Source organism: Pseudomonas sp. DE0157, from assembly GCF_007678615.1.
Classification (GTDB): Bacteria; Pseudomonadota; Gammaproteobacteria; order Pseudomonadales; family Pseudomonadaceae; genus Aquipseudomonas; species Aquipseudomonas parafulva_B.
In genome coordinates this window covers 243,496-258,798 of sequence record NZ_VEJN01000001.1, presented here as the reverse complement: position 1 = coordinate 258,798, position 15,303 = coordinate 243,496, and the positions used below count along the sequence as shown (strand labels likewise).

The window sequence follows — 15,303 nt, the reverse complement described above, 5'->3', positions numbered from 1 at the left end:
TACGCCTATGCCAGAATTCCTATCTATATACCCCAAGGTGAACCCCTTCTGATGGCCGATTGGCAATCCCTCGATCCCGAGGCCGCTCGCGAAGCGGAAAAATACGACAACCCCATTCCCAGCCGTGAGCTGATCCTGCAGCGCCTTGCCGACCGTGGCGAACCGGCCGCGCGCGAGGAGCTGGCGGCAGAGTTCGGTCTGCACGAAGAAGACCAGATCGAAGCACTGCGTCGCCGCCTGCGGGCCATGGAGCGCGACGGCCAGCTTATCTACACCCGGCGCGGCACCTATGCCCCGGTGGACAAGCTGGACCTCATCTGCGGTCGCGTCTCCGGCCACCGCGACGGCTTCGGCTTCCTCATTCCCGACGACGGTAGCGAAGACCTGTTCCTGAGCCCGTCGCAGATGCGCCTGGTATTCGATGGCGACCGCGCCCTGGCTCGCGTATCTGGCGTCGACCGCCGTGGTCGCCGCGAAGGCGTACTGGTAGAGGTTGTCTCCCGCGCCCATGAGAGCGTGGTCGGCCGCTACTTCGAGGAGGGCGGCATCGGTTACGTGACCCCCGACAACCCGAAGATCCAGCAGGAAGTGCTGGTCACGGCCGGGCGCAACGGTGGCGCGAAGATCGGCCAGTTCGTCGAGATCAAGATCACCCATTGGCCGACGGCGCGGTTCCAGCCACAAGGCGATGTGGTGGAAGTGGTCGGCAACTACATGGCGCCGGGCATGGAAATCGACGTTGCCTTGCGCAGCTACGATATCCCACACGTTTGGCCCAAGGATGTGATCAAGGAGGCCCGCAAGTTCCGCTCCGAAGTCGAAGACAAGGACAAGGAAAAGCGCGTCGACCTGCGCCACCTGCCTTTCGTGACCATCGACGGCGAGGACGCGCGCGACTTCGACGATGCCGTTTACTGCGAACCGCTGGGCAAGCTGCGGATGTTCTCCGGTGGCTGGCGCCTTTATGTGGCCATCGCCGACGTGTCGAGCTACGTTCGCCTGGGCTCGGCGCTGGATGTGGAAGCCCAGCAGCGCGGCAACTCGGTGTACTTCCCCGAGCGCGTGGTGCCCATGCTGCCCGAGGAGTTGTCCAACGGCCTGTGCTCGTTGAACCCGCATGTCGATCGACTGGCCATGGTCTGTGAAATGACCATGAACAAGGCCGGGCAAATGGTCGACTACCAGTTCTATGAAGGGGTCATCCACTCCCACGCCCGCCTGACCTACAACAAGGTCAGCAGCATGCTCGAGCATTCACGCACCCGTGAAGGCAAGGCGCTGCGCGAGGAATACAAGGAAGTCGTCCCGGACCTGAAGAACCTCTACAACCTGTACAAAGTCCTGCTCGAGGCCCGTCACACCCGCGGTGCCATTGACTTCGAGACCCAGGAAACTCGCATCGTCTTCGGCGAAGACCGCAAAATCGCGGAAATTCGCCCGACCGTGCGCAACGATGCGCACAAGCTGATCGAGGAATGCATGCTGGCCGCCAACGTGGCCACGGCAGAGTTCCTGCAAAAACATAACGTGCCGGCCTTGTACCGCGTGCACGACGGCCCACCACCGGAGCGCCTGGAAAAGCTGCGCGCGTTCCTGGGCGAGCTGGGGCTGTCCCTGCACAAGGGCAAGGATCCGTCGCCCAAGGACTACCAGGCACTGCTGGCGAGCATCGCCGCCCGCCCGGACTTCCACCTGATCCAGACCGTGATGCTGCGCTCGCTCAGCCAGGCGGTGTACAGCACCGACAACAACGGCCACTTCGGCTTGAACTACGAGGCGTACACTCACTTCACCTCGCCGATCCGCCGTTACCCTGACCTGCTGGTGCACCGCGCCATCCGCAGCGTGATCCGCTCCAAGGTCGATACCCCGCACGTCAAGCGTGCCGGTGCCATGAGCATTCCCAAGGCGCGTATCTACCCGTACGACGAGAACACCCTCGAGCAACTGGGCGAGCAGTGTTCGATGACCGAACGTCGGGCTGACGAAGCCACCCGTGACGTGGTCAACTGGCTCAAGTGCGAATACATGAAGGACCGCGTGGGCGAGACGTTCCCGGGTGTGATCACTGCGGTGACCGGTTTCGGCCTGTTCGTCGAGCTGACCGACATCTACGTCGAGGGTCTGGTGCACGTCAGTGCGCTGCCGGGCGACTATTACCACTTCGACCCTGTGCATCATCGCCTGTCGGGCGAACGCACCGGCCGCAGCTTCCGGCTGGGTGACACGATCGAGGTCAAGGTCATGCGCGTGGACCTGGACGAGCGCAAGATCGACTTCGAGGTGGCCGACGCCACTTTGGCCGCTCCGATCGGTCGCAAGCAGCGTGGTGCAACGGCTGCGGCGGCCCCGACCGAGCAAGCTCCGGAGCAAGTGAAGGCCAAGGCCACGCCCAAGCCGCGCAGCCGCAAGAGCGAAGCCTCCGAGGCGTATTTCCCCAAGGACGCCGTGCAGCGCAACGCCGAGGTGCGCAAGAGCCGCGAAATGAAAAAGGCGCTGATGACCGAGGCCCGCACTACCGGCCACGGCAGCAGCAAGTCGGACAAGGGCAGCAAGACGTCCGGCAAGCCTACCAAGCACCGTAAAGGGCCGTCGAAATCCGGCGCCTCACGCAAGAGCAAGAGCAATTCATGAGTCAGTTGGAAAAGATCTACGGCGTTCACGCGGTACAGGCGCTGTTGCAGCACCATCCCAAGCGAGTCAAGCAGATCTGGCTGTCAGAGGGTCGCAGCGAGCCGCGCCTGCAAGCGCTGCTGGCCTTGGCCGCCGAGAACCGTGTGGCCGTGGGTCAAGCCGAACGCCGTGAGATGGACGCCTGGGTCGAGGGCGTGCACCAGGGTGTGGTGGCCGAGGTGAGCCCCAGCCAGGTCTGGGGCGAGCTTATGCTCGAGGAGTTGCTCGAACGCACTGAAACGCCGCCGCTGATCCTGGTGCTGGACGGGGTGACCGACCCGCACAACCTCGGTGCCTGCCTGCGCACCGCCGATGCGGCGGGGGCCACGGCTGTGATCGTGCCCAAGGACAAGTCAGCGACCCTTACGCCTGTAGTGCGCAAGGTCGCATGCGGCGCAGCCGAGGTGATCCCGCTGGTGGCCGTGACCAATCTTGCGCGTACGCTTGAGAAGTTGCAGCAGCGGGGCCTATGGGTGGTCGGCACCGCTGGCGAAGCCGAGCAGGAAATCTACCAGCAGGACCTGACCGGCCCGCTGGTGATGATCATGGGCGCCGAAGGCAAGGGCATGCGCCGGCTGACCCGCGAGCACTGCGATTTTCTGGTGAAGCTGCCGATGAGCGGCAGCGTCAGCAGCCTGAACGTGTCCGTGGCCACTGGCGTATGCCTGTTCGAGGCCGTGCGCCAGCGTCAGGCCAAGGGTTGAGCCCAGGGCCGTGCCGGTCTTGTGGCCGGCGCGGCGTCAGCCTGACCTGACCACGTGAACTGATCCTATGCAGGCAGCTGCACCCGTGGAGCGACAGGCGCCGCGTCGAAGTGTTTCCGGTTGTTCAAATAATCGCCAATTGCCTTGCTTGTCTGTCTGGCCTTCTCTACAATTGCGCCCCTTGCCGAGCTGGCAGGTGCGCATGTGCCTCTACTCCCTGGCAAGACACACCAGTGTCATTCACTCCTTGTCTGACCAGATTCGCTGGCAGACTACTAACCCGTAAGGAGCATTCATGCGTCATTACGAAATCATCTTCCTGGTTCACCCGGACCAGAGCGAGCAAGTCGGCGGCATGGTTGAGCGTTACACCAAGCTGATCGAAGAAGATGGTGGCAAGATCCACCGCCTGGAAGATTGGGGCCGTCGTCAACTGGCCTACGCCATCAACAATGTTCACAAGGCTCACTACGTGATGCTGAACGTTGAGTGCACTGGCAAGGCCCTGGCCGAGCTGGAAGACAACTTCCGCTACAACGATGCCGTTATCCGTAACCTTGTCATCCGTCGCGACGAAGCCGTTACCGGTCAGTCCGAGATGCTGAAGGCTGAAGAAAACCGCAGCGAGCGCCGTGAGCGTCGTGAGCGTCCTGAGCATGCCGAGTCCGCCGAAGGCGACGACAGCAATGACAGCGACTCCAGCGATAACGCTGACGAGTAATCCACGGACCTTTAGAGGAGCCTATTAAATGGCACGTTTCTTCCGTCGTCGTAAATTCTGCCGCTTCACTGCTGAAGACGTGAAAGAGATCGACTTCAAAGATCTCAACACCCTGAAAGCTTACGTATCCGAAACCGGCAAGATCGTTCCAAGCCGTATCACCGGTACCAAAGCTCGTTATCAGCGTCAGCTGGCTACCGCTATCAAGCGCGCCCGCTTCCTGGCCCTGCTGCCCTACACCGACAGCCACGGCCGCTGAGACCGGGTCGTCGACAAGCAGTAAGGGATTAGCATGCGAGCGTTAGCAAGTTTCATCATGCGCGGTCGTGTGCAGGCCACCCTCGTGGTGGTCATCAGCGCGGTATTGCCGCTGCTGTTCTGGTTGAGTGCCGCTGCCGGCAGCCTTGTGCTGCTGCGGCGCGGGTCCAAGGATGCTTCAACGGTCATCGCTGGCGGCTTGCTGGCAGGGTTGGCCGTTTGGGTCATGGGCGATCCGATCACCTTCATGGTGATCGCGGGCGCCCTGGCACTTGCCGGCCTGTTGCGGGCCGAGCATCCCTGGAGTCGGGTGTTGGTGGTCAGTGCCGTGTTCGCCGTGGCGTTCAGCCTCGTGCTCGATCTGGCGCTGGCCCCTACCTTCGATGCGCTGGCCAAGGCGTTTGCCGAAGCCATGCCGCAAGTAGAAGGGCAGCCGGTGCTCTCCGGTGAAGTGATCCGCCCATTGCTGGTCACTTCCACAGCGGTGACAGTGCAGTTGTTCTGCGTGCTGGCCTTGGTGCTAGCGCGCTATTGGCAGGCAGCGTTGTACAACCCTGGAGGCTTCGGTCACGAGTTTCGTGCCCTGAAGCTGCCGAAACAGACCATGGTGGCCCTGGTGGCAGTGATGGTGGTGGCCCCGTTCATCGGGCCGCAGTTCATCATCCTGGCATCGGCTTCGAGCCTGGTACTGGTGCTGGCCGGCATCGCTTTGATGCATGGGCTCGTGGCGCAGGGCCGACTGGCCGGTTTCTGGCTGGTAGGGATGTACGTGACGCTGCCGCTGATCATGCAGCTGATTTACCCGTTGCTGGTGGTCCTGGCCATTGTCGACAGCCTGATTGATTTTCGCGGTCGCAAGTCCCCCAAAGGGAATGACTCCGCGAACGGTGAAGGTTAAAAGTTAAGAGGTTTTACCAAATGGAACTGATCCTGCTGGAAAAAGTCGCCAACCTGGGCAACCTGGGCGATAAAGTAAAAGTTAAGGCTGGTTACGGCCGTAACTTCCTGCTGCCATTCGGCAAGGCTACCGTTGCCAACGCCGCCAACCTGGCTGCGTTCGAAGAGCGTCGCGCCGAGTTGGAAAAAGCAGCTGCAGACCGTAAATCGTCGGCTGAAAGCCGCGCTGCCCAACTGGCCGAGCTGGAAGTGACCATCACTGCCACCGCTGGCGACGAAGGCAAGCTGTTCGGTTCGATCGGCACCCACGACATCGCTGACGCCCTGACCGCCTCCGGCGTTGAAGTGGCCAAAGCTGAAGTTCGTCTGCCGAACGGCACCATCCGTCAGGTTGGCGAATACGACGTAGCCGTGCACCTGCACAGCGACGTTGAAGCCACCGTACGCGTGGTCGTCGTAGCTGCCTAAGCTGCGCTGACTGGCTGGCCCCTCAGGTGTCAGCCGGTTAACATCGGGCACGGTCCTGTCTTCGACAGGCCGTGCCCTTTGTCTTTTTCATCCTCCAGAATTCTTTCGTGGCCATGAACGAGATCACTACCTCCGAACAGCTCGACCTGCAAACCGCAGCCCTGAAAGTGCCGCCGCATTCCATCGAGGCCGAACAGGCCGTGCTCGGTGGTCTGATGCTGGACAACAACGCCTGGGAGCGGGTGCTGGATCAGGTGTCGGACGGTGACTTCTACCGGCATGACCACCGGCTGATCTTCCGTGCCGTGCACAAGTTGGCCGACGCCAACCAGCCGTTCGATGTGGTGACGCTGCACGAGCAGCTCGACAAGGAAGGCTTATCGACGCAGGTCGGTGGCCTGGCGTACCTGGCCGAACTGGCCAAGAACACGCCTTCGGTGGCCAACATCAAGGCCTACGCCGCGATCATTCGCGAGCGGGCCACGCTGCGGCAACTGATCAGCATCAGTACCGACATCGCAGACAATGCGTTCAATCCGCAAGGCCGTGATGCGGCGGAAATCCTCGACGACGCCGAGCGGCAGATCTTCCAGATCGCCGAGGCGCGACCCAAGACCGGCGGCCCGGTAGGGGTCAACGACCTGTTGACCATGGCCATCGACCGCATCGATACCTTGTTCAACTCCGACAGCGACATCACCGGTATTTCCACCGGTTATACCGACCTGGACGAGAAAACCAGCGGCCTTCAGCCGGCCGACCTGATCATCGTGGCGGGCCGGCCTTCGATGGGTAAAACCACGTTCGCCATGAATCTGGTGGAAAACGCCGTGCTGCGGACCGACAAGGCCGTGCTGGTGTTTTCGCTGGAAATGCCAGGCGAATCGCTGGTCATGCGTATGCTGTCCTCACTGGGTCGTATCGACCAGACCAAGGTCCGCTCCGGTCAATTGAGCGACGACGACTGGCCACGCCTCACCTCGGCGGTAAACCTGCTCAACGACCGCAAGCTGTTCATCGATGACACCGCTGGCATCAGCCCATCAGAGATGCGCGCGCGCACCCGGCGCCTGGCACGCGAGCACGGCGAGATCGCCATGATCATGGTCGACTACCTGCAGTTGATGCAGATTCCCGGATCTTCCGGTGACAACCGCACGAACGAGATTTCCGAAATCTCTCGCTCGCTCAAAGCCCTGGCCAAGGAATTCAATTGCCCGGTCATTGCCCTTTCGCAGCTCAACCGTTCGTTGGAGCAACGTCCGAACAAACGTCCGGTGAACTCCGACCTGCGTGAATCGGGTGCAATCGAGCAGGACGCCGACGTCATCATGTTCGTGTACCGCGACGAGGTGTACCATCCGGAGACCGAGCACAAGGGCGTGGCGGAAATCATCATCGGTAAACAGCGTAACGGGCCTATCGGCTTTGTGCGCCTGGCGTTTATCGGCAAGTACACCCGCTTCGAGAACCTCGCGCCGGGCATGTACAACTTCGACGACGACGAATAGCACCTGTTTCTGCTTCACCAGACGTACCTCATCACCTGCACCGTGGGGCGAACGTGCCCCGCGAGGTGTCACGCCCCAATCATCGCACGCCTGTCAATTCCCACGAATCCAGTCGGATTTGGTTAAAATTTGTGCTATTCTCCGCGCCCGCGATTTCCCTGCACACCAGAGCCGGTCACTGATATGCAAGCAGCCAAACCACTTTACGATTATCCCAAGTACTGGGCCGAATGCTTCGGGCCAGCACCTTTCCTGCCGATGAGCAGGGAGGAGATGGATCTGCTCGGTTGGGATTCCTGCGACATCATCATCGTGACTGGCGACGCCTACGTCGACCATCCGTCGTTCGGCATGGCCATCATCGGCCGGTTGCTGGAGGCCCAGGGTTTTCGCGTAGGCATCATTGCCCAGCCGAACTGGCAGTCCAAAGACGACTTCATGAAGCTTGGCGAGCCCAACCTGTTCTTCGGTGTGGCTGCCGGCAACATGGACTCGATGATCAACCGCTACACCGCCGACAAGAAAATCCGTTCCGACGACGCCTACACCCCGGGCGGCCTGGCGGGCAGCCGGCCTGACCGTGCCAGCCTGGTGTACAGCCAGCGTTGCAAGGAAGCCTACAAGCACGTGCCCATCGTGCTGGGCGGCATCGAGGCCTCCTTGCGCCGCATCGCGCACTACGATTATTGGCAGGACAAGGTGCGCCACTCGATCCTGATCGACGCCAGCGCCGACATCCTGCTGTTCGGCAATGCCGAGCGTGCCGTGGTCGAGGTGGCACAACGGCTGTCCAACGGCGAGAAGATCGAGTCGATCACCGATGTGCGTGGCACGGCCTTCGTGCGGCGCGACACCCCGGACGGCTGGTTCGAAATCGACTCCACCCGTATCGATCGTCCGGGGCGTGTCGACAAGATCATCAACCCGTACGTCAACACCCAGGACACCCAGGCCTGCGCCATCGAACAAGCCAAGGGCGACCAGGAAGACCCGAACGAAGCCAAGGTGGTGCAGATACTGGACAGCCCGCGCGTGACGCGCGAGAAGTCGGTAATTCGCCTGCCATCGTTCGAAAAGGTGCGTAACGACCCGGTCCTGTATGCGCATGCCAACCGGGTGCTGCACCTGGAGACCAACCCAGGCAACGCCCGCGCCCTGGTGCAGAAACATGGCGAAGTGGACGTGTGGTTCAACCCACCGCCCATTCCCATGAGCACCGAGGAAATGGACTACGTGTTCGGCATGCCCTATGCGCGCGTGCCGCACCCTGCCTATGGCAAGGAGCGCATCCCGGCCTACGAGATGATCCGCTTCTCGGTCAACATCATGCGCGGCTGCTTTGGCGGTTGTACGTTCTGCTCGATCACCGAGCACGAAGGGCGCATCATCCAGAACCGTTCGCACGAATCGATCCTCAACGAGATCGAGGAGATGCGCGACAAGGTGCCAGGCTTCACTGGCGTGGTGTCGGACCTCGGCGGCCCTACCGCCAACATGTACCGTATCGCCTGCAAGAGCCCGGAAATCGAGAAGCACTGCCGCAAGCCCTCGTGCGTGTTCCCCGGTATCTGCGAGAACCTGAACACCGACCACAGTTCGTTGATCGAGCTGTATCGCAAGGCCCGTGCGCTGCCAGGCGTGAAGAAAATCCTCATCGCCTCGGGCCTGCGCTACGACCTGGCGGTGGAATCGCCGGAGTACGTCAAGGAGCTGGTGACCCACCACGTGGGTGGCTACCTCAAGATTGCCCCGGAGCACACCGAGCGTGGCCCGCTGGACAAGATGATGAAGCCGGGCATTGGCAGCTATGACCGCTTCAAGCGCATGTTCGAGAAGTTCTCCAAGGAGGCGGGCAAGGAGCAGTACCTGATCCCGTACTTCATCGCGGCGCACCCCGGCACCACCGACGAAGACATGATGAACCTGGCCTTGTGGCTCAAGGGCAACGGTTTCCGTGCCGACCAGGTGCAGGCGTTCTACCCCTCGCCGATGGCGTCTGCCACAGCCATGTATCACTCGGGCAAGAACCCGCTGCGCAAGGTGACCTACAAGAGCGAGGGCGTGGATATCGTCAAGAGCGACGAGCAGCGTCGCTTGCACAAGGCGTTTCTGCGTTACCACGACCCCAAGGGCTGGCCGATGCTGCGCGAGGCGCTGCAGCGCATGGGGCGTGCCGACCTGATCGGGCCAGGCAAGCATCAGCTGATCCCGTTGCACCAGCCGCAATCCGATACCTACCAGAGCGCCCGACGCAAGAACTCGACGCCTGCCGGTAGCCACAAGGTGGGCAAGGACCAAAAGATCCTGACCCAGCACACCGGCCTGCCGCCGCGTGCCAGCGATGGCAGCAAGCCATGGGACAAGCGTGAGAAGGCCAAGGCGGAGGCGTTCGCCCGCAACCAGCAGGCGGCCAAGGAGCGCAAGGAGTCGGCCAAGGGTGGCAAAGGCGGGAAGAAGCCGCGCCAGCCAGTCATCCCACGCTAAACCCCGGGCCGCCTGGCGGCCCCTTCCTCAGCAACAAAGGGTTACTCGATCACTGCACAACGGCATCACTCGGGGCGCGAGAACTCGCAGATCGCGCCTGTGGCAGCGTGGGCATAGGCAGCGAGCAGGCTGTTCAAGAAACTGGACATGGGCATTTGGTACTGCTCCTAAATGAGAGGTTGTCCCATCGTCTATTAAAAGGGCATGATGTGCCCTTAGATTGGTTGTATACAATCCATTGAACAATTCAACTGACTGCCCATTGACATCCCCTTGACGCACGTCACCCAGGGGCTGGACGGTTTCAGGCAGTCTCGCTGTTGATAAAACCCTGCCAAGGAGATTCACGATGTTTGCGAAAGCTGTAGCGGTATCCCTGCTGACCCTCGCCAGCGCCTCTGTCTTCGCAGCCGAGTGTTCGGTAACTGTCGATTCGACTGACCAGATGTCCTTCAACACCAAGGAAATCACGGTCGACAAGAGCTGCAAAGAATTCACCGTCAAACTGACTCACTCCGGCAACCTGCCGAAGAACGTCATGGGCCATAACCTGGTCATCAGCAAGACGGCCGACATGCAGGGCATCGCCACCGAAGGCATGAGTCAGGGTCTGGAAAAGGACTACATCAAGGCCGACAACGCCGCCATCATCGCCCACACCAAGATGATCGGCGCGCCAGAGAAGGAAACTGAAGTGACGTTCGACACCGCCAAGCTCGAAGCCGGCGGTGACTACAGCTTCTTCTGCACCTTCCCAGGTCACATCGCGATGATGAAAGGCAAAGTTGTGGTCAAGTGATGTCACCACGCGGTAGAACACGAATTGGGGCCGCAACGCGGCCCCAATTGCGTATTCAAGGGGCGAACGGCAGTTCGCGCTTGTGCTGGGTCTTGCGGTAGTTGGCAACGATGACATCGAACGCAGCTTGATCGATTTCCTGGCCATGCAGGAATGCGTCGATTTGCTGGTAGGTAACCCCGTGGGCCGCTTCGTCTGGCTTGCCCGGGTCGAGGTCTTCGAGGTCGGCGGTAGGCACTTTCTCCACCAGTGACTCCGGCGCCCCGAAATGGCGCGCGATGGCGCGTACCTGATGCTTGACCAGGCCACTGAGCGGCGCCAGGTCGCAGGCGCCGTCGCCGAACTTGGTATAAAAGCCCATGACCGCCTCGGCTGCGTGGTCGGTCCCGATCACCAGGCCTGCGCGCGCGCCTGCGATGGTGTACTGGGCAACCATGCGCATCCTGGCCTTGATGTTACCCACCACGAAATCCACGAGCGTAGGCGAGCCGTTTTTCAACGCCTGCGTTTCGCCTGCCAGTGCCTTGACGGCCGGGGCAATGTCGATGGTATGCGTCTCGTCCGGCTTGATGACGTCCAGGCACGCCTGTGCATCATGCTCATCGTGCTGGACATGATAGGGCAGGCGCACGGCGATGAAGGTATAGCCCTTGTCACCGGTTTCATCACGCAACTCATTGATGGCGCGCTGGGCGAGCAGGGCTGCGGTCAGCGAATCGACGCCGCCGCTGATGCCCAGTACCAAGGTCTTGAGCCTTGCATTGGCCAGGCAGTCCTTGATGAACGCTACCCGCCGGGTCACTTCGGCCTCGAGGGCGGCAGCGTCGGCGAACGGCGGTTGTACCTTGAGTGCCTGGGCAATCTCTTGCTGAACCGCTTGCATGGGGTTACTCCTTGCTGGGGACTTTGAAAACGTGACGTAGGTAGGTGACGAAGTTCTCGTCACGACACTGGGTCTTGGCCGCTTCGTCTGAAATCTTGGCCACCGGTGCGCCGTTGCAATCGGTCATCTTAAGCACGATGCTCATCGGCGTTACGCCCGGAATGTCGCAGGTCAGGTTGGTGCCGATACCGAAGCTTACGTTGATGCGACCGCGCAGGGCACGGAAGATTTCCAGCGCCCGGGGCAGGTTCAGCCCATCAGAGAACACCAGCGTCTTGGTCATCGGATCGATGCCCAGGTGCTGGTAGTGAGCAATGGCTTTCTCGGCCCAGAGCACAGGGTCACCGGAGTCGTGGCGCAGCCCATCGAAGAGCTTGGCGAAGTACAGGTCGAAATCGCCCAGGAAGGCGTCCATGGTCACGCAGTCGGTCAAGGCGATGCCCAGCAACCCCCGGTACTCACGCACCCAGCAATCGAGTGCGGCGATCTGGCTGTCGATCAACCGCGGGCCCAACTGTTGATGGGCCATGATCCATTCATGAGCCATGGTGCCCAGCGGCTTGATGTCGAGTTTCCAGGCCAGGTCCACATTGCTGGTGCCGACGAAGCGGGCCGGGAAGTCATCGCGCAACACGCGCACCACGTCTTCCTGCACACGGCTGGAGAAACGCCGGCGGGTACCAAAGTCAGCGACCTGCATTTCGGCCAGTTCATCGGTGCTGGCGTTGGCGCGCAGCCAATCGAATTTACGGTAAAGCTGATCACGGGCATCGGCCAGGCGCATGTGCGGGTGCAGCGAACGGTTGCGCACCTCGCTGACGATCGCCAGCAGCGGCACCTCGAACAGGATCACATGTAGCCAGGGCCCTTTGAGGCGCAGCACCAGCTGACCGTCGTCGATACCCAGGTGCACGTAACGCAGGTTGAAGCGGAACAACCTCAGAAAGCGCAGGAAATCAGGCTTGAGAAAGCTGATGCGCTCCAGGAAGGCAAGTTGGCCGTTATCCAGCGTCAGTTCGGCAAGCTGCTCGAGTTGCTGGCGAATGTCGTGCAGGTAGGGGCGCAGGTCCTCGCCATTGCGGCAGCGAAATTCCCATTCGACATCGGCGTCAGGGTAGTTGTGGAGCACGCCCTGCATCATGGTGAGCTTGTAGAAATCGGTGTCGAGCAGGTTATGCACGATGCGCTCGGCGAATGCGCTCTCGCTCATCAAGGTGGCTCCAGAAACGGCAATAGGCGGTCATTGTGCCAGTCTTTGCCAAGCCGATGTGATTGCGACGCCGATGGAGAGGTAAGGCAGCGTGAAACCCTTCAGAAGAATCTGACTACGGTGTCGTACCTGCCAAACCAGGCGGCGTTACATCACGTGCCGAGTGTAGTTAAGGTGCGGGCTGTAGCAGTCATGCACCAGCTGTGTGCAGTTCGGTGACGTTAATTGTTACAGGTCGGTTGCCCATCGGCCCGTGCACCAGTTGCAACGCCCTGCCGTTACGGTTGCCCTGCGCCGCGATAATCGGTGTCACCTGAGGTGGAATAGACGGTTGCACGCTCAATAAAGAAACGGCCAACGCCGGCCCGCCACCCTACGCACGATGGTGTTTGGAGATGATGCGAATCTAATGGCACGGCCCTTGCTCAGAGCACAGGGCTGAGTCGTTGTAGTGCCAATCAAAAAAACTCTAGGAGCACCACCTCATGTCGCAGACGTTTTACAGGAAAGGTTTCCTCGCCCTGGCCGTTGCCACGGCCATGGGTGTTTCTTCGTATGTACAGGCCGACGTCAAGATCGGTGTTGCAGGCCCGATGACCGGTGCCAACGCAGCGTTTGGCGAGCAATACATGAAAGGTGCGCAGGCAGCGGCCGACAAGATCAACGCAGCCGGAGGAGTCAATGGCGAGAAGATCGTGCTGGTCAAAGGCGACGACGCGTGCGAACCCAAGCAGGCCGTGTCTGTAGCGAACCGGCTGGTGGATCAGGACAAGGTCATTGGCGTGGTAGGGCATTTCTGCTCCTCCAATACCATCCCGGCATCCGAGGTGTACGACGAAGCAGGCGTCATTGCCATCACGCCCGGCTCGACCAACCCGCAGGTCACCGAGCGCGGGCTGTCGGCCATGTTCCGCATGTGTGGGCGTGACGACCAGCAGGGCGTCGTCGCCGGCAACTATATCGTCGATGTACTCAAGGGCCAGAAAGTAGCGGTGTTGCACGACAAGGACACCTACGGCCAGGGGCTGGCCGACGCGACCAAGGCACAGCTGGAAAAACGCGGCGTCAAGCCTGTGCTGTACGAGGGCCTGACCCGCGGCGAGAAAGACTTCAGCGCCATTGTGACCAAGATCCGCTCCACCGGCGCCGACGTGGTCTATTTCGGTGGCCTGCACCCTGAGGCCGGCCCCCTGGTACGCCAGCTGCGCGAGCAAGGGCTCAAGGACGTGAGGTTCATGTCCGATGACGGCATCGTCACCGACGAACTGGTGTCCACGGCAGGCGGGGCGCAGTACGTCGATGGCGTCTACATGACCTTCGGCGCCGACCCGCGTCAACTGCCCGACAGCAAGGCGGTGGTCGAGGAATTCCGTAAAGGCGGCACCGAGCCTGAAGGCTACACCCTCTACGCCTACGCCTCTTTGCAGGCACTGGCTGCCGCGTTCAACGGCGCCAAGTCCAACAAGGGCGAAGAAGCGGCCAAGTGGTTGAAGGCCAATCCTGTGCAGACGGTGATGGGCGAGAAGAAGTGGGACAGCAAGGGTGACCTGACGGTGTCGGACTATGTGGTCTACCAGTGGGACAAGGACGGCAAGTACCACCAGCTGGAAAAACAACAATAACAACGGCTCCAGGGCCCTGGGGCGCGAGCCCTAGTGCCCGGCCCTGCGGTACCCGTCTTTATCCGAAGATCAGCACAGTGCTGCAGCGCCATGGCTGCCTGGTACCGAGCCCTGCGTGGGCAGCACCGGTGCGATCTCGATCAGGTGAGATTGCGTTATGGATGGTATTTTCCTGCAGCAACTGGTCAACGGCCTGACCCTCGGGTCGGTCTACGGCCTGATCGCCATCGGCTACACAATGGTCTATGGCATCATCGGCATGATCAACTTCGCGCACGGCGAGGTGTACATGATTTCCGCCTACCTAGCGGCGATCAGCCTGGCATTACTGGCCTATTTCGGCGTCGAGCCCTTCCCCCTGCTGATGTTGGGCACCTTGTTGTTCACCATCGTGGTGACCGGGGTATATGGCTTCACCATCGAGCGTATCGCTTACAAACCCTTGCGCAACTCCACCCGCCTGGCGCCGCTCATCAGTGCCATCGGCATTTCCCTGATCCTGCAGAACTACGCGCAAATCAGCCAAGGTGCGCGGCAACAGGGGGTACCAACCCTGCTTGAAGGCGCCTGGCGCGTCGAGGTGGGCAGCGGCTTCGTGCAACTGACCTACACCAAGATCTTCATTCTGGTGGCGGCCTTCGTTGGCATGGGCCTGCTGACCTATGTGATCAAGTACACCAAGCTGGGGCGCATGTGCCGGGCCACTCAGCAGGACCGCAAGATGGCGTCGATCCTGGGCATCAACACCGACCGGGTGATTTCCTACGTGTTCGTCATCGGTGCCGTGATGGCGGCGCTGGCCGGCGTACTGATCACCATGAACTACGGCACCTTCGATTTCTATGCCGGTTTCATCATCGGCATCAAGGCCTTCACTGCCGCGGTGCTCGGCGGTATTGGCTCGCTGCCTGGCGCGATGCTTGGCGGCATCATCCTGGGCATCTCCGAATCGCTGTTCTCCGGGCTGATCAACTCGGACTACAAGGACGTATTCAGTTTCTCGCTGCTGGTGCTGATCCTTATCTTCCGCCCCCAAGGCCTGCTGGGTCGCCCACTCGTGGCTAAGGTGTGAC

General features: G+C 61.0%; 13 protein-coding genes. 11 read left to right on the top strand and 2 right to left on the bottom strand.

Going from position 1 to position 15,303, the window contains the following annotated elements; translation table 11 throughout:
• Positions 1-51 precede the first annotated feature (51 nt).
• From rnr to azu, 9 genes are all read left to right on the top strand, one after another.
• Complete coding sequence (gene rnr, locus FS777_RS01175) at positions 52-2,634, top strand: ribonuclease R (RefSeq protein ID WP_058605823.1); 2,583 nt, start codon at positions 52-54, stop codon at positions 2,632-2,634.
• On the top strand, positions 2,631-3,377 hold the full coding sequence (gene rlmB, locus FS777_RS01170) for a 23S rRNA (guanosine(2251)-2'-O)-methyltransferase RlmB (RefSeq protein WP_023532995.1): 747 nt from the start codon (positions 2,631-2,633) through the stop codon (positions 3,375-3,377). The genes rnr and rlmB overlap by 4 nt, the downstream gene beginning before the upstream one ends.
• Before the next feature lie 295 nt (positions 3,378-3,672).
• Positions 3,673-4,098 (top strand): 30S ribosomal protein S6, encoded by a 426-nt coding sequence (gene rpsF, locus FS777_RS01165; RefSeq protein ID WP_021783885.1) that lies wholly within the window; start codon positions 3,673-3,675, stop codon positions 4,096-4,098.
• Between the two features lie 28 nt (positions 4,099-4,126).
• Positions 4,127-4,357: a 30S ribosomal protein S18 gene (rpsR, locus tag FS777_RS01160; protein WP_003249563.1), complete on the top strand. Its 231-nt coding sequence runs from the start codon at positions 4,127-4,129 to the stop codon at positions 4,355-4,357.
• Between the two features lie 33 nt (positions 4,358-4,390).
• On the top strand, positions 4,391-5,254 hold the full coding sequence (locus FS777_RS01155) for a hypothetical protein (RefSeq protein WP_145253666.1): 864 nt from the start codon (positions 4,391-4,393) through the stop codon (positions 5,252-5,254).
• Positions 5,255-5,274: 20 nt separating this feature from the next.
• Positions 5,275-5,721 (top strand): 50S ribosomal protein L9, encoded by a 447-nt coding sequence (gene rplI, locus FS777_RS01150; protein ID WP_012316464.1) that lies wholly within the window; start codon positions 5,275-5,277, stop codon positions 5,719-5,721.
• A gap of 113 nt (positions 5,722-5,834) precedes the next feature.
• A complete protein-coding gene (gene dnaB / locus FS777_RS01145; protein WP_023532900.1) occupies positions 5,835-7,232 on the top strand; it encodes a replicative DNA helicase in 1,398 nt (465 codons plus the stop codon).
• Between the two features lie 183 nt (positions 7,233-7,415).
• Positions 7,416-9,716 (top strand): YgiQ family radical SAM protein, encoded by a 2,301-nt coding sequence (locus FS777_RS01140; protein WP_078477912.1) that lies wholly within the window; start codon positions 7,416-7,418, stop codon positions 9,714-9,716.
• Positions 9,717-10,065: 349 nt separating this feature from the next.
• Positions 10,066-10,515: an azurin gene (gene azu / locus FS777_RS01135; protein WP_058637996.1), complete on the top strand. Its 450-nt coding sequence runs from the start codon at positions 10,066-10,068 to the stop codon at positions 10,513-10,515.
• 55 nt (positions 10,516-10,570) lie between these two features.
• Here azu and nadE read toward each other — a convergent pair whose 3' ends face one another.
• Together nadE and pncB are read right to left on the bottom strand one after the other, a co-directional pair.
• The gene (gene nadE, locus FS777_RS01130; protein ID WP_058637997.1) at positions 10,571-11,398 is read right to left on the bottom strand and encodes an ammonia-dependent NAD(+) synthetase; all 828 of its coding nucleotides are present in this window, start codon (positions 11,396-11,398) and stop codon (positions 10,571-10,573) included.
• A gap of 4 nt (positions 11,399-11,402) precedes the next feature.
• Entirely contained in the window at positions 11,403-12,608 is a 1,206-nt protein-coding gene (gene pncB, locus FS777_RS01125) for a nicotinate phosphoribosyltransferase (RefSeq protein ID WP_145253664.1), read from the bottom strand.
• 485 nt (positions 12,609-13,093) lie between these two features.
• Here pncB and FS777_RS01120 point away from each other — a divergent pair, with 485 nt between their 5' ends.
• Positions 13,094-14,230: a branched-chain amino acid ABC transporter substrate-binding protein gene (locus FS777_RS01120; RefSeq protein WP_078477914.1), complete on the top strand. Its 1,137-nt coding sequence runs from the start codon at positions 13,094-13,096 to the stop codon at positions 14,228-14,230.
• A gap of 157 nt (positions 14,231-14,387) precedes the next feature.
• Positions 14,388-15,302, top strand: a complete 915-nt coding sequence (locus FS777_RS01115) for a branched-chain amino acid ABC transporter permease LivH (protein ID WP_145253661.1) — start codon at positions 14,388-14,390, stop codon at positions 15,300-15,302.
• Position 15,303: the final 1 nt, after the last annotated feature.